This is a genomic window from Mesorhizobium sp. INR15, assembly GCF_015500075.1.
Classification (GTDB): Bacteria; Pseudomonadota; Alphaproteobacteria; order Rhizobiales; family Rhizobiaceae; genus Mesorhizobium.
This window is the reverse complement of record NZ_CP045499.1, coordinates 180,460-197,647: the sequence shown is the minus strand read 5'-3', so window position 1 is coordinate 197,647 and position 17,188 is coordinate 180,460. Positions and strand designations below refer to the sequence as shown.

22 protein-coding genes and 2 pseudogenes are annotated in these 17,188 nt (G+C 60.1%); 13 read left to right on the top strand and 11 right to left on the bottom strand.

Features of this window, described 5'->3' with window-relative positions:
- Window positions 1–49 precede the first annotated feature (49 nt).
- The 5 genes from GA829_RS35210 to GA829_RS35190 all read left to right on the top strand — a co-directional run bounded on the left by GA829_RS35210 (window position 50) and on the right by GA829_RS35190 (window position 4,206).
- Complete coding sequence (locus GA829_RS35210; RefSeq protein WP_195180363.1) at window positions 50–943, top strand: GNAT family N-acetyltransferase; 894 nt, start codon at window positions 50–52, stop codon at window positions 941–943.
- A gap of 168 nt (window positions 944–1,111) precedes the next feature.
- Window positions 1,112–1,444: an antibiotic biosynthesis monooxygenase gene (locus tag GA829_RS35205; RefSeq protein ID WP_258052463.1), complete on the top strand. Its 333-nt coding sequence runs from the start codon at window positions 1,112–1,114 to the stop codon at window positions 1,442–1,444.
- Window positions 1,445–1,769: 325 nt separating this feature from the next.
- Window positions 1,770–2,549, top strand: coding sequence for a VOC family protein (locus GA829_RS35200; RefSeq protein ID WP_195180362.1), 780 nt, complete (start codon window positions 1,770–1,772; stop codon window positions 2,547–2,549).
- A gap of 20 nt (window positions 2,550–2,569) precedes the next feature.
- The gene (locus tag GA829_RS35195; protein WP_258052462.1) at window positions 2,570–2,938 is read left to right on the top strand and encodes a YciI family protein; all 369 of its coding nucleotides are present in this window, start codon (window positions 2,570–2,572) and stop codon (window positions 2,936–2,938) included.
- Window positions 2,935–4,206, top strand: coding sequence for an RNA polymerase sigma factor (locus GA829_RS35190; RefSeq protein WP_195180361.1), 1,272 nt, complete (start codon window positions 2,935–2,937; stop codon window positions 4,204–4,206). Before GA829_RS35195 ends, GA829_RS35190 begins: the two co-directional genes overlap by 4 nt.
- On the opposite strand, the gene GA829_RS35185 is transcribed toward GA829_RS35190, so the two are convergent.
- Complete coding sequence (locus GA829_RS35185; RefSeq protein ID WP_195180360.1) at window positions 4,203–4,865, bottom strand: CGNR zinc finger domain-containing protein; 663 nt, start codon at window positions 4,863–4,865, stop codon at window positions 4,203–4,205. The two genes, GA829_RS35190 and GA829_RS35185, sit on opposite strands and share 4 nt — an antisense overlap.
- Window positions 4,866–4,901: 36 nt before the next feature.
- Between GA829_RS35185 and GA829_RS35180 the strand changes: the two genes are divergently transcribed.
- Both GA829_RS35180 and GA829_RS35175 read left to right on the top strand, forming a co-directional pair.
- Window positions 4,902–5,360, top strand: coding sequence for a hypothetical protein (locus tag GA829_RS35180; RefSeq protein ID WP_195180359.1), 459 nt, complete (start codon window positions 4,902–4,904; stop codon window positions 5,358–5,360).
- A gap of 80 nt (window positions 5,361–5,440) precedes the next feature.
- Window positions 5,441–5,686, top strand: a complete 246-nt coding sequence (locus tag GA829_RS35175) for a hypothetical protein (RefSeq protein ID WP_195180358.1) — start codon at window positions 5,441–5,443, stop codon at window positions 5,684–5,686.
- Between the two features lie 50 nt (window positions 5,687–5,736).
- Here GA829_RS35175 and GA829_RS35170 read toward each other — a convergent pair whose 3' ends face one another.
- Both GA829_RS35170 and GA829_RS35165 read right to left on the bottom strand, forming a co-directional pair.
- Window positions 5,737–6,066 (bottom strand): ArsR/SmtB family transcription factor, encoded by a 330-nt coding sequence (locus GA829_RS35170; RefSeq protein ID WP_374940452.1) that lies wholly within the window; start codon window positions 6,064–6,066, stop codon window positions 5,737–5,739.
- Window positions 6,067–6,092: 26 nt separating this feature from the next.
- Window positions 6,093–6,338 (bottom strand): VOC family protein, encoded by a 246-nt coding sequence (locus tag GA829_RS35165; protein ID WP_195180357.1) that lies wholly within the window; start codon window positions 6,336–6,338, stop codon window positions 6,093–6,095.
- Here GA829_RS35165 and GA829_RS35160 point away from each other — a divergent pair.
- Window positions 6,246–6,545, top strand: a complete 300-nt coding sequence (locus tag GA829_RS35160; protein WP_195180515.1) for a hypothetical protein — start codon at window positions 6,246–6,248, stop codon at window positions 6,543–6,545. The two genes, GA829_RS35165 and GA829_RS35160, sit on opposite strands and share 93 nt — an antisense overlap.
- Before the next feature lie 187 nt (window positions 6,546–6,732).
- Here the strand turns inward: GA829_RS35160 and GA829_RS35155 are convergent, their stop codons facing one another.
- Together GA829_RS35155 and GA829_RS35150 are read right to left on the bottom strand one after the other, a co-directional pair.
- On the bottom strand, window positions 6,733–7,221 hold the full coding sequence (locus tag GA829_RS35155; protein WP_195180356.1) for an SRPBCC family protein: 489 nt from the start codon (window positions 7,219–7,221) through the stop codon (window positions 6,733–6,735).
- Window positions 7,205–7,552 carry an ArsR/SmtB family transcription factor gene (locus tag GA829_RS35150; RefSeq protein WP_195180497.1) on the bottom strand — a complete coding sequence of 116 codons (348 nt, stop codon included), beginning with the start codon at window positions 7,550–7,552 and terminating at the stop codon, window positions 7,205–7,207. The genes GA829_RS35155 and GA829_RS35150 overlap by 17 nt, the downstream gene beginning before the upstream one ends.
- A 145-nt stretch (window positions 7,553–7,697) precedes the next feature.
- Between GA829_RS35150 and GA829_RS35145 the strand changes: the two genes are divergently transcribed.
- A complete protein-coding gene (locus GA829_RS35145) occupies window positions 7,698–8,339 on the top strand; it encodes a dihydrofolate reductase family protein (protein ID WP_195180355.1) in 642 nt (213 codons plus the stop codon).
- Window positions 8,340–8,736: 397 nt separating this feature from the next.
- Here the strand turns inward: GA829_RS35145 and GA829_RS35140 are convergent, their stop codons facing one another.
- The 3 genes from GA829_RS35140 to GA829_RS35130 all read right to left on the bottom strand — a co-directional run bounded on the left by GA829_RS35140 (window position 8,737) and on the right by GA829_RS35130 (window position 11,771).
- Window positions 8,737–9,930 carry an IS91 family transposase gene (locus tag GA829_RS35140; RefSeq protein ID WP_195176218.1) on the bottom strand — a complete coding sequence of 398 codons (1,194 nt, stop codon included), beginning with the start codon at window positions 9,928–9,930 and terminating at the stop codon, window positions 8,737–8,739.
- A 3-nt stretch (window positions 9,931–9,933) separates the two neighbouring features.
- Window positions 9,934–10,842, bottom strand: a complete 909-nt coding sequence (locus GA829_RS35135) for a tyrosine-type recombinase/integrase (RefSeq protein ID WP_195176217.1) — start codon at window positions 10,840–10,842, stop codon at window positions 9,934–9,936.
- Window positions 10,843–11,156: 314 nt separating this feature from the next.
- Window positions 11,157–11,771 (bottom strand): TetR/AcrR family transcriptional regulator, encoded by a 615-nt coding sequence (locus GA829_RS35130; protein ID WP_258052461.1) that lies wholly within the window; start codon window positions 11,769–11,771, stop codon window positions 11,157–11,159.
- A 51-nt stretch (window positions 11,772–11,822) separates the two neighbouring features.
- Here GA829_RS35130 and GA829_RS35125 point away from each other — a divergent pair, with 51 nt between their 5' ends.
- From GA829_RS35125 to GA829_RS35115, 3 genes are all read left to right on the top strand, one after another.
- Entirely contained in the window at window positions 11,823–12,986 is a 1,164-nt protein-coding gene (locus tag GA829_RS35125) for an FAD-dependent oxidoreductase (protein WP_195180353.1), read from the top strand.
- Between the two features lie 428 nt (window positions 12,987–13,414).
- Window positions 13,415–13,999 carry an isochorismatase family protein gene (locus tag GA829_RS35120; RefSeq protein ID WP_374940451.1) on the top strand — a complete coding sequence of 195 codons (585 nt, stop codon included), beginning with the start codon at window positions 13,415–13,417 and terminating at the stop codon, window positions 13,997–13,999.
- Window positions 13,996–15,003: a GlxA family transcriptional regulator gene (locus tag GA829_RS35115; RefSeq protein ID WP_195180352.1), complete on the top strand. Its 1,008-nt coding sequence runs from the start codon at window positions 13,996–13,998 to the stop codon at window positions 15,001–15,003. Before GA829_RS35120 ends, GA829_RS35115 begins: the two co-directional genes overlap by 4 nt.
- A 58-nt stretch (window positions 15,004–15,061) precedes the next feature.
- Here GA829_RS35115 and GA829_RS35110 read toward each other — a convergent pair whose 3' ends face one another.
- The gene (locus GA829_RS35110; RefSeq protein WP_195180351.1) at window positions 15,062–15,634 is read right to left on the bottom strand and encodes a TetR/AcrR family transcriptional regulator; all 573 of its coding nucleotides are present in this window, start codon (window positions 15,632–15,634) and stop codon (window positions 15,062–15,064) included.
- Window positions 15,635–15,767: 133 nt separating this feature from the next.
- On the opposite strand from GA829_RS35110, the gene GA829_RS35105 reads away from it, so the two are divergent.
- Complete coding sequence (locus tag GA829_RS35105) at window positions 15,768–16,061, top strand: hypothetical protein (RefSeq protein ID WP_195180350.1); 294 nt, start codon at window positions 15,768–15,770, stop codon at window positions 16,059–16,061.
- A 118-nt stretch (window positions 16,062–16,179) separates the two neighbouring features.
- Here the strand turns inward: GA829_RS35105 and GA829_RS35100 are convergent.
- Together GA829_RS35100 and GA829_RS35095 are read right to left on the bottom strand one after the other, a co-directional pair.
- Window positions 16,180–16,341: pseudogene (locus tag GA829_RS35100) on the bottom strand (Tn3 family transposase); the annotation flags it as partial.
- A gap of 339 nt (window positions 16,342–16,680) precedes the next feature.
- Window positions 16,681–17,181: pseudogene (locus GA829_RS35095) on the bottom strand (transposase); the annotation flags it as partial.
- Window positions 17,182–17,188 lie beyond the last annotated feature (7 nt).

Here is a 17,188-nt window from a genome sequence, read left to right as displayed (position 1 = left end):
GCGGGTCGAACACGTTGGGTGCCAAGGCTGCGCGCCTCGGGTTGCTACCGTGACGGCTCATGACGGTTGGAAAGCAATTCGCCGCCGATACGAAACAGCATTCAAGAAAGGGGGCGCTTACGGCTGGATAGTCACCCACGGCGAGCGCGATATTGCCTATGTTGTTTGTGCAATGCAGCCCATGCAATGGTCGGCAACATTCCAGCAGCCGACCAGCCTGTGGAAGGTGCTCACCTTCTTCGTGCGGCCAGAATACCGTGGGATAGGGATAGGCCGCAACCTGTTCACCGCCATGGAAGAGAGAATTTCAAGATTTGGCATGTCGGCCAGACTGGCAGGTGTTACTGCGGGAAATGATACTGGTATCCGTTTCCTTTCAAAACGGGGTTTCAAAGCCGCCTGGTTGACTATGGTCCGCTTCGGACCAAGTGAAGAGCCCGTCCGATTTCACGGAAAGCACCATATTGAGGTTGCTGGCGTCGATTTGGTGACCTCACTCAAGCCGCTGTGGTTGGAGTTGCACCATCATCACCAGCTCGTTTCGCCGAACCTCGGCCCTTATGTTGAAGATGTACCTTCCTGGTCTGTGATTCGTGGATTGTTGGAGAAAGGCGCAAGGGAAGGTCTTTTGTTAGTGGCCCGTGCGGGCTCGAGAATCGTCGGCCTTGCCTCTGCCGCAATTCATGAAGGTGGCGAGGACTTTGGGCTTTCGGACAAATGGGAAACCGGAAAGCGTGTCGCAGAGACAAAATTTCTGATCGTATCGCCCGACCACCGTGGACAACATGTCGGCGCAGCGCTTCTGGACCGCGTGGACGAGATTGTCACCAGGCATGGTGCGGTCGATCAAGTCATCGGGGCGGTAGCACAAAATTCTTCGGCCATTCGCTTCTACGAATCGCGTGGTTTCCGACAGGCCTGGCTTGAGTACGTAAAATGGTAAGTCGCGAGCCACATGTGCCAGTGATTACCAGAACCGCCAACTCACTTGACCAATGTAGCCGTCCTACGCTACGTTGGACACCGGCAAAATACACATAGACGGTGTCACGCGAAGCTGCATCGGATAGCTATCCTTCACGGAGTCATGTTATGAAGGTCAGGTCAAATAGTGGGCGAAAGAATGATTTGTAGGATTTGGCGCGGCTGGACGAGCAAGCAAAATGCCGATGGCTATCAAGCGGTGGTGCGTGGTCAGGTCATCCCCGACATCGAAGCTCGCAACATCCCTGGTTTTCGACATATCGACCTGATGCGTCACGACCACACGGATGAAGTCGAATTCACAACCCTGATGTGGTTCGATAGCTTGGACGCTGTCCGCGATTTCATGGGCGAAGACTATACCGCTAGCCACGTTCCCGCGACCGCTCGCGCTGTGCTGAGCCATTTCGACAGTCACGCAGTCCACCACGAGGTGATCGACCGCCGGGTGCAGTCATAGCGGCTTTTGGCCGCTTCTAATCGCCTGTACTGATGGCCACACCAACATGTGCGGGCCGTCGAGTTCATTCGGAACACCAATGTTTGCCCGTCACGAAGCAATAATGCTCACGGCACGTCTTGCATGACGCTGCCGAGCGCAGGCCCCTTGCGCCGCCGCGGTCCCTGGCCGCTCACCGCTCAACGGGCAGAGCAATCATGTCACAAAATCGATCAAAGCCAGGTCGACAGGAAATCGGCCTCGTTTGGGCAATTTATTTGCCATGCCATGTCGTAACGCGCCGAGCCGGAACGTCCTTGGTCTAGCAACTGGAGACATGAACGACATGGCCGACATCGAAGGTAATTTCGTCTGGTACGAACTGCTTACCACTGCCATTGGGGCAGCGGCGGACTTTTACGTCAACGTGGTTGGTTTCACTGCTGGCGACATGGTGGTCGATAATGTCGCTTACAAAATTCTGAGCGCCGGCGAACGCCCCACCGCCGCGATCGTCGATACCGTTGCCTACTCGGATGGCAGCGGCGCCCTCTCGGGTTGGGTCGGCTATCTTGCTGTGAAGGATGTTGACGCGGTGGTCGCGATGATGCATGAGCTCGCCGCCGTTGTGCGCCTGGCGCCATGCGATGCGGCAGGCATAGGCCGTTTTGCCATTGTCGGCGATCCGCAGGGAGCCGCGATTGGGCTTTTCGCGTCGTCGTCAGGCAGCGCCAGCCGTACTGAAGCTGATTCAACGCTGAACGGCCACGTTGCTTGGCATGAACTCTATACGGGCAACCCGCAAGAGGCGCTTTCGTTTTATCGCCATGCCTTCGGATGGAGGTCAGTTCAGACAATCGACATGGGCGCGGCCGGACCTTATCTGATTTTCTCGACCGGCGATGAGCCCGCTGGGGGGATCGCGCGGCGGCCGCAAGAAATCTCTCAGTCTTTGTGGAGCCCATTCTTTCGGGTCAACGACATAGAAGCGGCCGCGCACAGGGTTGTGGCCGAGGGCGGCAAGGTTTTTGACGAGCTGCGAGAGGTTCCAGACGGTGACTTCACGCTGCGATGCTTTGACCGTCAGGGGGCGGTGTTCGCGCTCGTTGGGCCAAAAGCATCTTGAGCGCGCGGGAGACAGCAAACATGTCGATGAAATATGCCATCTTCTGTTTCACAGCCGAAGACTTGGCCTCTGCCAGCTGGACGCCCGATAAGGATCGTGAGGTGATCGAACGACTCGACCTTGTCTGCGAGGCGTTTAGCGGCTGCGTGACCCAGGCGGCTCGCCTACAGCCAGTGACGTCAGCTGTGTCTGTCCGTAAAGGCCGCGCCGAGGCCATGGTGGTGGACGGGCCATTCATCGAATCCAAGGAGCATCTGGTCGGATTCTACATGGTCGATTGCGATGCTCTAGATACTGCTATCGACTTTGCAAAGAAGCTCTCCGCCGCCAACCCGTGGGGTAGCGGCTACGAGGTAAGGCCTATCCTGGCGGTCCGACGCGTGACATGAACCCAGGTTCCGATGCCGCGCTGATCGGTGAGATACTGGTATGTGTCCGACCCAGAGTGATGGCTGGGCTGATGCGATATTTCAGGGATATCGACCTCGCCGAAGATGCTTTCCAGAATAGCTGTATCAGGGCCTTCAAGAGCTGGCCAAAAAACGGGCGGCCTCGTGATGCGACCGCATGGCTGATGCTCGTTGGCCGCAACGCCGGTATTGAAGACGTCCGCCGAGCCAAGCGTGCTGCGCCGCTTTCGGTTGACGACACGCTGTTTGCTGGTCGCAACGATGGCGAGATGCTTGCCGTCGAGCGTCTGGACGAATTGCACTACCGCGACGACATTTTGCGCCTGCTCTTCATGTGCTGCCACCCGGCCCTGCCACTGACACAGCAAATCGCCTTAGCGCTGCGCGTCGTCTGTGGCATGAGCGCAACGGAAATCGCCCGGGCTTTTCTTGTAGGCGAGCGGGCGATGCAGCAGCGTATCACCCGGGCCAAAAGCGCGGTTGCCGCTGTTGGCCTCCCGTTCGAACTGCCTGGCGCTGCCGAACGCGCCGAGAGACTTACGAGCGTGCTAGGGATTCTCTATCTGATGTTCAATCAAGGATACACCGCTAGCTCCGGGCAGGCAGGGCCGTCGCCGCTATGCATCGAGGCGATAAGGCTGGCACGCCTGCTGCTTGGCTTATTTCCTTCAGAGCCGGAATTGATGGGGGTTGCAGCTTTGATGCTCCTTCACCAAGCGCGATGGCGTGCCCGATTTGACCCAGATGGCGGTTTGGTCTCGATGGGGCATCAAGAACGCGACCTGTGGGACAGGGAACTCATTGCCGAAGGCTTGTCATTGATCGACAAGGCGATGCGCCACCGCCTGACTGGCCCCTATCAAATCCAAGCGGCGCTTGTCGCCGTACATCTTCAGTCAACGCCAGGCAAAACGGATTGGTTACAGATCGAACGTCTCTACGGTGCGCTCGAGAAGAGACAGCCGTCGCCGGTAGTTGCTTTGAACAGGGCGGTAGCCGTTTCGGAGATATCCGGCCCACAGGCCGCCCTGGATTTGATCGGTCCCCTGGAAGACGCGCTCTCAGGCTATTTCAACTACTTCGGAGTGAGGGGGTCGCTGTTGCTCAAACTCGGGCGCAATCACGAAGCAAAGGTCGCCTTTGACAGGGCGATCGCGCTTTCCAGAACGGCTGCCGAAGCAGTGTATATTCGGACTCAGATTGACGCCTGCATCACAGGGCCTGCGGCGCAAACCGGTGACGACTAGCCCTGACCTTGTGCAGATAGTTTCCTACGCCCCCTTGCTGCTCTGACTTTCGATCGATTGCCGCAGACGCGCATTTCGCACCAGCGTCGGGCACCATTCTTGGTCCTGTCGAAGAACAACCAGCCGCAGTCCTTCCCCTCACAGCGCTTGGTGCGCGTCAGGTCTTTCTCCATCAGCAAGGTCAGCGCTGATAGGGTTATCGGGCCGAGGATCGAAGCCTGAACATTTCGCCGCGGGTCCCAAGTCCAAATATAGGAGTTGTCGTGCCGGCCCATGCGGGCGAATGCGAGGCTCTCTGAGTGCGTTGCGACCAGTGCTGCGCGCATGTCATCAGGGACCTCTCGCTTTTCGGCGAGGGCACTCGCTACGGCCCAGATCATCTCGCGTGTTTCCAGTGTTTTGCGGAATATCGCTGTTGCTCCCTTGGACCGCTCGGGCACCGTTGACACTATGAACGCGCAGTCGAAGGAACTCACCACCTTTGCATGCTCGATCCAATGTATAACGTCGTTAAAGCAGCGCAGGTGATCCTGATGTGTCGGCGTACCTCTCCCCGACGAGGTATTTGTGAAGTCCAATGCCAGCTCGCTGCCGATAAGATCGAGGCTATCAGCGCGCGAGGGCGGATCGCGGAGCAATTCGGATTTTGAAGGGTGCATGTAACCATCTAAACGCATTTGACCAAAGAGATCAACATGCGTACGATCGACACCAACGAAACGGGCATTGGTGGTTTCGTATTCTTTCTAAAACATCTCTCGAACGCGGCCCGCCGAGTGCTCAAAGCGACGCCCAAAAGGGGCTGCAAGGCAACGACTGCCAAAGTCACTGAAATATGCATCCCAAGTCGCATCTCAAATGAACGGTCAAGACGATGTTTGTCGATGCAGAAAGCAGCTGAGTTGCTCAGTCTACTCGGAGACCATATCGACGCGGTGAAGCGCCACATAGTCGCGATGGATGATTCGACACTCGAAACGCTTGCCGCGAGCCTGCCTGTCAAGGCACCTTTCGCCACTGCTGAGGGGCTTATGTTCGTACTTGTCCACAGAGAGATCGAAAGCAGAGTAAGACCGAACTCGCAAGACAACGTCTTGTCTTTCGAATTGGCTAGGGGGTTGGCGCGAAAAAGCGCTAGGAACACGATTATCTGAGGTGCTTGCGCACGGACGCAAGACGGCGTGTTGCGATGGCGACGCGCTGCTATTGCCCGCTTGATAGTTGGGCAGCTCGAGTGGCTTTGCTGCTCGCTGACAAAGGCAGTGATGCCAACGTGTTACGGAATACCGTCACCAAGCGAAAGTCATCGGAAGACGTCCCTTCAAAGATTGACCGCAAGGAACTGCTTCAGGCTGCAATTGCGCAATCTCATCGAAAGCTTCTCAAAAATGCTAAACATTTCCGTCGCATCGCAACCCCGCTACGAAAAGTTGCCCTGCCTCAAACTCGCGGCAACTCGCATCTGGCTATCCAGAAATGAGTTTACGTCCTGGTGTCGGTCGCTCTACGCCGGAACTATTTCTACTGATTTCACATTCGCGAGATGGCATCGAGATTCCTGAACCTGCTTTCCCATCGCTGGCGAAGGGATTCGAGCCAATTAGAAATGTCGTTCATTCCCAGCGGCGTGAGCCTACGCGGGCGCCTTTGAGCGTCGCACCCGCTCTCGATTAAGCCAGCTGCCTCGAGAACCTTCAAGTGCTTTGATATGGTTGGCTGGCTGAGCAGAAACAGCTCCGTCAACTGCGAAACAGTCGTATCTCCGGATGCGAGGCGCACAAGAATGGCGCGTCGCGTAGGATCACTAAGCGCGTAGAGTCCAGTGGAACGCAAAGCAAGCGATTGGCTCGCAATTTCCACTGTGGACTCTGGTCAAATAGCTAGAGCTAGTCATTCGGTTTTGGCCCAAGAATGCAGAACCCATTGCCGAATGGATCGCTGCAAAACGCGATGGTGGGCCGGCCTCCGCCTTCGAACTTCTCCTCGCATTTGGCACCAGCGCTCATCACCCTCGCCAGGGAGATCTCGAAATCGCCGACATGAAAGTCGATGTGAAGCGGCGTCCAATGCCGTTCGTATCGGCGAACATCGGTCGAGCCTTTTGCGGGCAGAGTGCCTGCTGCCTTCTCCATCAAGCCGTAGGCGGTGGCGGTTGCGACCCTGCCAAAGCCAGCCGGGAAGAGGAGAGGGCGCTGCTCGCCATCTGCGGGTATCCTGCCGTTGGGGAAGGGGATCGCCTGGCCAAGGCCCAGTACCTTTTAGAGATCGAGGCGCGCGGCGAACTCGACCTCGCAGAGCATATGCAGGCCATTCTTCAATCGACGTCGTTGACGGGTTGATGTGACCGGCGCGTAGATGGTCGGGTAATGAATGTCTGGTATGCGCCCACATGCTGTCGTTCAGATCAAGATGGCGGCCGCCCGAAAGCAGACAAAGTGTGTGGCCTTCCGCGATCAAGCGCAGTTCGATCTGCGCTCCGCCTCGGCCCTTGCCAACTGGCGCGCGCGGCACTGAGCGGCCAAGGGCTCAGCCGTCCAGCCAGGCGGCGAGGCCGTCCAGCGTCTGCAGCCCGTATTCGACCGCGCCGAAGCCGATGACCACCTGACGCCGCTCGCGGCTGGGATGGAGCTGGCGCATGGTCAGCACCGTCTTGCCGTCAGCCTGCTCATCGAAGGTCACCGTGGCGCGGAAACGGTCAGGGTCGTCAGGGTCGGGCGTGCCATAGTCCATCACAATCCGCTCGCCCGGCACGATTTCCAGGAAGCGCATGAGGTTGGGGAAGCGCTGCTCCTGACCCTCGAACACACCCACCATGTCGAAGCGCCAGACTCCGCCCTCGCGGATATCGGCCTCGTGGCTCTCGATGCTGAGGCCGGCCGGGCCGTACCATTGGCCCAGCGCCTTGGGGTCCGTCCAGGCGGCAAAGACCTTATCGCGTGGGTGGTTCAGCAGCTTGACCAGGACGATTTCGCGATCGAGCGACCAAGTCTCAAACAGGTTAGCCACGTCGTTCATCATCCTCTTCCATTTTATCCAAGTAGACTTCTAGCCGATCCAACCGCTCGGCCCAGCGCCGGCGCTCCGCTTCCATCCAGTCTGCCGCCTCGTCGAAGCGCGCCTGCGCCAGCCGGCACCAGCGGCTGCGTCCGCGCTTCTCGCTGATGATCAGCCCGCAAACTTCCAGCACCTTGAGATGCTGGGCGAAGGAGGGCAGCGCCATGTCGAAAGGCTCAGCCAAGGCGCTGACCGGCAACTCGCCCTCGACCAGCCGCGACACCACAGCGCGGCGGGTTGGATCGCTGAGAGCATGAAAGGCGAGGTCGAGCGGTGTCGAATGGTAAGGCATATACATCAGTAACGGCACCGGGGGCGCCGGTCAAGGTTAAAAAAGGCACTTGCCTTAGTATCCGGTTCTAGATAGGAAGGCACATGCCTTAGTATAAGGCCCGCTTGGTATTGAGGCCATGCAACCGCTCTCCAGGAGAACTCCGATGGTAGTTCGTGTCGACCTCATGATTGCGCTCGATGGTTTTGCGACAACGACGGACCAGACGCCCGAAGTGCCGTTCGGCGAGGACTGGCCGCGTCTCGTCGGCGCATATGTCGCAACGCGAACCTTCCGTGAGCGGGTGCTCAAGGATACCACGGGAGCAGGGACCACAGGCGTGGACGAGGAATACGCCAAGGGGTATTTCGCGGATGTCGGTGCCGAGATCATGGGCGCTGGCAAGTTCGGGCTACACCACTTTCCCGGCGATCCGAACTGGCGCGGCTGGTGGGGCGACGAGCCACCATTCCGGATTCCAGTCTTCGTCCTCACCCACACCCCACGGCCCTCCCTGGAGATGGCTGGCGGCACCACGTTCCACTTCCTCAATACCACCGCCGTTGATGCGCTCCAGCAAGCAATGGGCGTCGCAAACGGCAAGGATGTGAGGATAGGCGGTGGTCCGACCGTCGTTCGTGACTATCTCAAGGCTGGCCTTGTCGACCGCCTTCACGTTGCTATCGCTCCGATTCTGCTTGGGCGCGGCATACGCCTGTGGGACGATCTGCGCGGCCTAGAAGCGGGCTACACTGTCAAGGCAGAAACGGCACCGAGTGGGACCATCCACCTCACCTTCCAACGCTAGTCGCTCGCCTGTGGCTTGGGGCGATCAGGGACAGTCTACAGGTGGTCGGTGATGTCGGCTTCTCGAGTTACCAATACAGGTGCTGACAGTCGGCTTTCGTGAAGAGTTTCGGGCGCCGGCAGGCGTACGAAAGTCCCCGAGGAAGGAACCCGCGGGCCACAAGTCGATGGCTATGGGGATTTCGATTTGCGGCTGATGTCGGCGATGGCGCGATCGTCGCCGGGAAGCGCCGCGATTGATACGGACAGGCCGCTTTGGTGCGCTTCCGCGCGATGTTGCGGGCTCGGCGCTGGTCCGGACGCGCGCCTTTCGGCGTCAGTAGTCACCATGGGCACGCGTGGATCCGTTGCCGGAGGGGACGCGCCTGCGGCTGAAGGCTCTACCATGCCATGCCGGATCATGGGCCGTTCTCCCGGTTCGATGCCGTTGCGTGCGGCGGTCCGCGGGGCTGCCGCCAGCGTTCGAACACCTCAACGACGATCATGCGTCCGCGACAGCGTGGGCATGGCGGGCGGAAGTCGTCCGGTTCGTCTGATGTGTCGTCATCGGGCTGCGCGGCGACGTCCAGGAGTTCGCGGGCGAGCGCGAGGCTGGCCCTGCGGGCGGAGCCAGCGAGTAAGCCGCAATGCCGGATGCGATGGAAGCCACGCGGCAGGACATGGAGCAGGAAGCGGCGGATGAACTCGTCGGTGGCGAGCGCCATGACCTGCTGGCGACCGGCGCCGTCGCGGCGGTAGTCCTTGTAACGGAAGGTGACGCCGCTCTCGTCGAGGTGGATGAGGCGGCTGTTCGAGATCGCGACCCGGTGCGTGTAGCGCGACAGGTAGGCGAGCACCGCTTCCGGACCGGCGAAGGGCGCCTTGGCGTAGACCACCCAGCGCTTCTTCTGGACCGGCGACAGGTGGCGTAGGAATGCCCGCCGTTCCGCGAGATGAGCAATTGCGCCGAAGAAGGCGAGCCGGCCAGCGTCGTGCAGCGCGACCAGCCGGGTCAGGAATAGGCGGCGGAACAGCTTGCCGAGCACGCGCACCGGCAGAAGGAAGGCCGGCCGCGATGATATCCAGCGTGCCCCGTCCGGTGCGATGCCGCCGCCCGGCACGATCATGTGCACATGCGGATGATGCGTCATCGCTGAGCCCCATGTGTGGAGGACGGCGGTGATGCCGATGCGTGCGCCGAGATGCTTCGGATCGGCGGCGATCGTCAGCATCGTCTCCGACGCCGCCTTGAACAGCAGGTCGTAGACCGCCGACTTGTTCTGGAATGCGATGTCGGCGACCTCGGCGGGCAGCGTGAACACGACGTGGAAGTAGCCGACCGGCAGCAGGTCGGCTTCCCGCTCTGCAAGCCATGTCCGCGCGGCCGCACCCTGGCACTTCGGGCAGTGCCGGTTGCGGCAGGAGTTGTAGGCGATCCGCCATTGGCCACAGTCCTCGCAAGCCTCGACATGACCGCCAAGGGCTGCGGTGCGGCAGTGCTCGATTGCCGACATGACCTTCAGTTGCTGCAGGCTCAGATGGCCGGCATGGGCGACCCGATAGGCGAGCCCGGCAGCACGGAAGATGTCGGCGACCTCGATCGAGGCGCGCATGGCTCAGCCGTCGGGTGAGATCTCTTCCGGCTTGAACAGGCCGAGCTTGTCGAGCGGGCTCGTCACGGCACGCACCGTGCGGGTCGCGACCTTGGCGTAGAGAGCGGTGGTGTTCAGCTTGGCGTGCCCGAGCAGAACCTGGATGATCCGGATATCGGTGCCGTCCTCCAGCAGGTGGGTCGCGAAGCTGTGACGCAGCGTGTGCGGCCCGACCCGCTTGGCGATGTCGGCGGCCTGCGCTGCCTCGACGACGATGCGATAGAGCTGTCGCGTGCTGATCGGCTTCATCGCGTGCTGCCCAGGGAACAGCCAGCCGTCGCGATGCATCACGCCCTGCTGCCGCCCAACCTTCCACCACTGACGCAGCAGAGTGAGTAGATCGGCAGAGAGCATGGCATTGCGATACCGCCCGCCCTTGCCGCGCTCGACGCGCAGCAGCATGCGCTCGCTGTCGACGTCGGCGACCTTCAGCATCGACACCTCCGCGACGCGCAAGCCCGCACCATAGGCGACCGACAATGCGGCCTGGTGCTTGAGACACGTGGTGGCGTTGAGCAGCCGGGCCACCTCGTCGCGGCTGAGCACCACGGGCAGGTTGCGCGGATGCGACAGCCGGACGAGCCGGCGCGCCAGGTCCGGGCGGTCGAGCGTTTGGGTGAAGAAGAAGCGCAGCGCCGACACGATGCTGTTCATCGTCGGCACGGGAACGCCGTCTTCCTGCTGCTCGATCTGGAACCGACGTAGGTCGTCGGCTGTCGCCGTGTTTGGCGAACGCCCAAGGAATGTCGCCAGGCGTCCGATATCGCGGAGATAGTTGCGCTGCGTCTCGCGTGAGAAACGCCGCATGTTCATGTCGTCGATCAGCCGCTGGCGCAGCGGGCTGATGGGTGCATCGAGAAGGGGATGGGGCATGGTCGGGCTCCTTGTTGAAGAAGCCCGTCATCTTCTGCCGTTGCTGGACGACGCTCAACGCGAGCGCGACGGCCGGCCCATCACCCCTACCTCAACCGCAGGCGCCCTCCCGCGCAGCGGGTTCGTTCAACGGCCCCGAAGCGGTCAACAGGCAGTTCTCCAATTGACCATCGACTGGGGTTTCTGGAAGCTTTTCGAACTTTCTGTCTTGCTACTTCAGCCGAATTGCACGCGCTTATGAAAGAGACAGGCGCGTCCTGTCACGCTTAAAAAGGCTGGCTCTATCGCCACAGGTGAAGTCCAGGCCGTCGTGGCTAGCCGTTCACAGGAGAGATGGATTTAGTCAGATAGGCCTGAACGGTCGCGCCGACATGGGCGATGATCAGATCATGGTCCATCGCAACGCAGGCGGGCAGAGCCAGCACATATCGCGCAAGCGCAATTCCCAGGAACTGGCTCGAGATCAGGGCCGCCCGCCTGTCCGCTCCCTCGGGGCCGCTGATGGCGGCAATGGAAACTTGTAGTTGACGCTGGAAAATCTCGATCAGCCGCTCACGCGCCGCGTCCGTACTGATCGCCGCGCGGACAAGCGCACCGAGTTCGCCGCCGGACGGCGCTTCTTCCCACCGCGTCAGAAAATGCCGTGTCAGGCATGCGCCGATCTCGCCGCGCGGGACGCCGGTCAAATCTGGCAGGCGTAGGTCAAATTGCACGGCCGCCGCGAACAGCTCATTCTTACTACCGTAATAGCGGATCACCATCGACGGCGCGGTGCCTGCCTCGGCGGCAACCAACCGAACGGTCGCGCGGTCATACCCCTGCGCGGCAAACACACGACGCGCGGCGGCCAGAATACGGTCGCGGTTCGGCTGTGATCGGCGCGGTCGCGCAGGAGATTTCGCGCTTTTATTTACAACCTTCTGAACCAAATTGTCTCGCCATCGTTTATATGCGAACACATGTTCGCATCGGAGTATGTCATGAACGCGCTGCCTTCCCATACTGAAATCGTCATCGTCGGTGCCGGTCCGAGCGGACTGGCGCTTGCCGCTGAACTTCGGCGGCTAGGAGCGACGCCGCTTCTACTCGATCGACAGGCGGAAGGTGCAAACACGTCGCGCGCGGCCGTGGTGCACGCGCAAACGCTGCAAGTCCTTAGGCCGCTCGGCGCCACGGCAGCGCTGCTCGTGGAAGGGGTCAAGGTACCGATCTTCCGCATCCACGATCGTGACAAGGTGTTACTGGAGATCGATTTTTCCGGCCTTGATACGCCTTACCCGTTCACAATCATGTGCCCACAGAACCGGACCGAGGCGATTCTGCTGGATCGGCTGCGCGCGCTGGGCGGCGAGGTTGAACGTCCGGTAGAAGTCGTAGCACTGGAGGCGCAGAGCAATGGCGTCGATTTAACGATCAAGCGTGATGGAAGATCGGACGCGATCCGAACCAATTGGCTGGTTGGCTGCGACGGTGCCCACAGCGTCGCGCGCGACGCCGCCGGTGTCGCCTTCGAAGGCGGCGCGTATGAGGAAAGTTTTGTCCTTGCCGATGTTCGGATGGACTGGCCGCTCTCTCGCGAGGAGGTCAGCTTGTTTTTCTCACCCGCAGGATTGGTTGTTGTCGCGCCGTTGCCCGATGAGCGCTATCGGATCGTCGCTACCATCGACAAAGCACCCGAGCAGCCCGACATTTCGTTCCTGCAGCGCATTCTTGACTCGCGCGGGCCGGCAAGCGCGGGATCGACAATCCAGGAAATCGTCTGGAGTTCGCGCTTTCATCTCCAGCATCGCGTCACCGCCACGCCGCGGGCCGGACGCATCCTGTTGTGCGGAGACGCCGCCCATGTGCATAGCCCGGCGGGTGGGCAAGGTATGAATACTGGCATCCAGGATGCCGTCTCCCTCGCCTCACCGTTGCTCGACGCGGTCCACGGCGGCGCAACCACGGCGCTCGACGCATGGGCCAGCCGACGTCACGAGATCGCGCAGAACGTCGTCACTATGACCGATCGAATGACACGGGCCGCGACGCTCAGGTCCGCGCCAGCCCGATTGCTGCGCAACACCGCCCTCGAAATTGCCGGCCATATTCCCGGCGTGCCCGCCAGGCTTGCTAGACTACTGGCCGAACTTGACAACCGTTAGTGTAATTTGAAGGGCGAAATGCAACCCCCGCGTACGCTCAAACGCCGCTTGGCTGACGTCATCAGCGCGCATCCCGGCGAGCAGCCCTTCGCTGTACGGGATACCGCGTTGGCTCTGGCGCGACGCCATCCAGCGCCGCGAACCTGGGGACAAGGGTCCCAGCTCGATCGCTGACATGGGGCAGGGATCGTACTGCGTGGCACAAGCCAAGTCACTGTCCGCCGAAGCTATCGGCTGATGACGGGCTTACGGCCGTGAAATGATAACCCGACTGCCCGTTCAGGAGCGCGTGAACAATGAGGGATTGCGAACCGCTTTTAACGAAGCGGGTTGTGGCAGAGCCAACTCGTTGATCGTTTGGCGCGATCTGTCCGATAATTGTCCGCAACTGGCATTCCGTTTGGCATATCAGAGGCATAGATTACCTCATGCTCGCAAATGGGAGATCAAAAATGTCCGACACTGCTTTGCTCGTGATCGATGCCCAGGAATCGTTTCGCCATCGTTCCTACTATCGGGATGCCGACGTCCCCGCCTTCACACAACGTCTTCAGACCCTCATAGACGGCGCCAAGGTCGCTGGCATCCGCGTCATTCAGATCTTTCATGTCGAGGAAAGCGGTCCATTTTCGGAAGGATCAGGATTCGTAACTACGCTTTCGCCCCTTGCCTTCGTCCCTGACGCTGTATTTCGCAAGCGCCGTCACAGCGCGCTTGTTGGTTCCGGACTCGACGTCTGGCTGACCGAAAACGGCATCCGCCGCCTCATCGTCTCCGGTATCCGAACAGAGCAATGCTGTGAGACAACGACCCGCCATGCTTCGGATCTCGGCTATCATGTCGACTATGTCGGCGAAGCAACGCTGACCTTTCCAATGACCGATATTCTTGGGAGGGAATGGAGCGCGGCGGAAATTCGGGCACGCACCGAACTGGTGCTCGCCGACCGATTTGCGCGCATCTCGACCGTTGAGGAGGCCTTGGCCGGACGGCTGGAAAAGATCGCTGCATGAAGCTTGGCCCAAAACCTCGCGAGATCCCCGTCTATGTCGTGGTGCCGCCGCGCGTGCTGCTGCTTGACGTGGCGGGACCGATCGAGGTTTTGCGCAAGGCCAATCTCGAACAGAATGCTGTCCATTTCGCAGTCACCTATGTCGGATCGACGCCGTCGACCGGCACGTCCATTGGGCTTGCGGTCAGCGGTATCTGGCCCTTGCCGACACGCCTGCCGGACGATGCGCTGCTCGTGGTTCCGGGCAGTGCCGAGATACCGTTGGGCGGCGTGACGACAAGCCCGGAGATGGTTCAGGTCCAAGAAGCGGATATTGTCGACTGGCTGAAGATCGCCATCCGTCCAGGTATACGGGTGATCTCGATTTGCTCGGGCGCCTTGCTTGTCGCCCGGGCCGGTCTCCTCGACAATTACGATTGCACGACGCATCATGCCTGCACCGAAGAATTGGCACAACTCGCCCCGAGCGCGCGCGTGCGGCACAATCGGCTTTACGTCGAGGACGGCGAGCGGCTGACCAGCGCAGGCGTCACCGCCGGCATCGATCTGATGCTGCACATCGTCGCGCAAACGGTTGGGCACGGCTGTGCTCTCGCAGTAGCGCGCTATCTCGTCGTCTACCTCAGACGCGGCGGCGCCGATCCGCAGCTTTCCCCTTGGCTCGAAGGCCGCAACCACATTCACCCCGCTGTCCACCGCACGCAAGACGCGGTCGCCGCCGATCCAGCGAGGGAATGGTCGGTTGCCACGCTCGCCCGGCTGAGTGCCGCCAGCCCGCGGAACCTTTCCCGCCTTTTTAACGAACACACCGGCATGAGTGTCACCGAGTATGTGAACCGTATGCGCGTGGCTCTGGCTCGAGAAATTCTGGCCGGACCACGCCTCGACATGGAGACGGTCGCCGAACGTGCGGGCTATGCCTCCACGCGACAGCTGCGTCGCGCCTGGGGTCGCTTGCACGACCTGCCGCCGAGCCGGATGCGCGATGGGGACGCTCTGCCTTAGGACGATGAAAGCCCGGACGGGTTGAGTCAGCAGGGTGTGGAGAAAGCGCGGAAGGGTTCTACATAAGGGCCTTCCCTTGCGAAAGAAGACCCAGGCCCATGAGAAGCCGGACGACGTAGTTACGGAGGCTCGCTTCGGTCTGATGCGTAGACTCAAGAAGAACCTGATGAAGCAAAGCTCCGCTCAACATGTCTTGGATAAGGTCGGGGTCCAGACCCTCGGGCAAATCCCCTTGAGCGCGTGCCCGCCGGATCATTGCCGAGAAGGCCTCGCGCCTGGGGCGAAGAACCGCTCGTGTGTAGGCAGCTTTCAGGTCCGACGTCTCGCCGAGCGCGAGAACGTTGCGGGACAGGTTTCGGTAGAGCGGATTGAGCATTTGTCGCGGCACATTTTCGATGAACCAGTCCATGACCTCCGACATGGGACGCTCGGCCCAGTTGCTCAGTGTCGCCTCGTCCTGTTCGCGCAGACGACCAAGCGCATGGGCAATGATATCCTCCTTGGATCGCCACCGACGGTAGATGGCGGCCCGGCTGACGCCCGATCGCTTCGAGATTTGCTCGAACGTAACGGCAGCCAAGCCGCCTTCGACGAAAAGCGAGAGTGCAGTGTCGAGGATGGCGACATCCACATCCGTGCTTCGTGGCCGGCCGCTCGTAAGCCCAATAGAAAGGCTCATTGACTGACCCGCTTAATATCGATACACATATGTATCGTATCGTATATATGACCTTAACTGCTGGGATCAAGAGCCGGAAAACTCGATGGAAGCCAAAATCCTGACGATCATTCTAGCCCTTTATTCGATCTATGCCCTGCTCAAATTCGGGTTCTTTTTCCTGCTGCCGTATGATCGCCGGCGCTCGGCGCTGGAGCAGGCCTATACGGGGAAAACAAGCGCTACCAGCATCACCGATAGGGGTTTCCTTGCTCTTTGCTTATGCCTTGTCGTCTTGCTCGAAATACGTGGCGTTGAACACGTCAGCTTCCTGACAGGTTTGTTTGTTGGTCGGCATGACGCTGACAGCTGTACTTTCACCAATTTTCCACGCCGTTGACAGAGGGTGAAGCGCCCTCGCGCGGTGCCTCGCCAATCGAGATCATGTCCTACGCCATCCAGGGGTCGGAACAAGATCTGCTTTCCCAGACACGCTAAGACCGAACGAAGCATGAACGTCAAGCTGCGCGAAGTCGGCGCGCGGGCAGTCTGAGCAACCGGAAGCCTTCGGGCATTTGATGCTGGGTATCCCAGGTATAGATGCCTGTAAGGTTGATGTGTTCCCAACTGAGCGGCGAGATGTGCTTCAGCAGCGTGTCGGGAATGTTTTTGCCCGCTTGCGGCTCAGCTTCTGGCTGTATGCGGTTATGCAGCCATCGGACATGATGATGGCTGTAATCGCCGCCATGGTGCTGGTCTTTCCGACCCGTCACGCCGTTTTTTACGAGGCCGCCCAGAGAATCCGAGCCACCCTCTACGGCAGCGTGTGAATACGCATTGAAACATAACCCCGCCGAAAAGGCCATTATGATATTGATTCTATTCGTATTTTCGTCGAACGGGGAGGGCACAGCTGGCTCCGATCGTGACCCTGCCAGATCCTAGAAATCATAGTGTTATCTGATCGTTATGCGAAGCCGGCGCAGGGTCAATCTTGGATGCATATTCACAGTTCAAACGCCAACCAGACTTTCTCGCTCTCTGCTCGGTCGCTTGGCGTCTTCCTCCTCACAGGTAGGAATCGCCACCATTCGGCAATGACCACGTTCGCCGCGCAGCCATCCGAGAAAGACGCGGATCAGCATCGTCGCATCCAGTCGATCGGTCTTCGCCCGTCGGTGCTCGCGCGTGACTGCGACGCTCGTTGAATGGATCACATACGCCTCGATGCCCCGCGCTCGCAGCCACCGAGCTAGCCAAAACCCGTCGCGGCCTGCCTCAAAGGCGAGCACGACTCGCTCAATTCGCCGCTCTTGCTTTTCCGCTTCTTGGCGCCAGCGATCAATCAGGTCGAGTAACGCCCCCGGATCGGGAACGAGCTTCTTCATGGGATGGCGATCAATACCAGGCACCATCCCGGCGACGAGCCAACTGGATTTGCTCATTTCGATCACCGTCATCAATGTGCTATCTTGATCCAAGGCGATGAGAGAACGGCTCAAGTCATCGATTGTCGGCATGATGTAC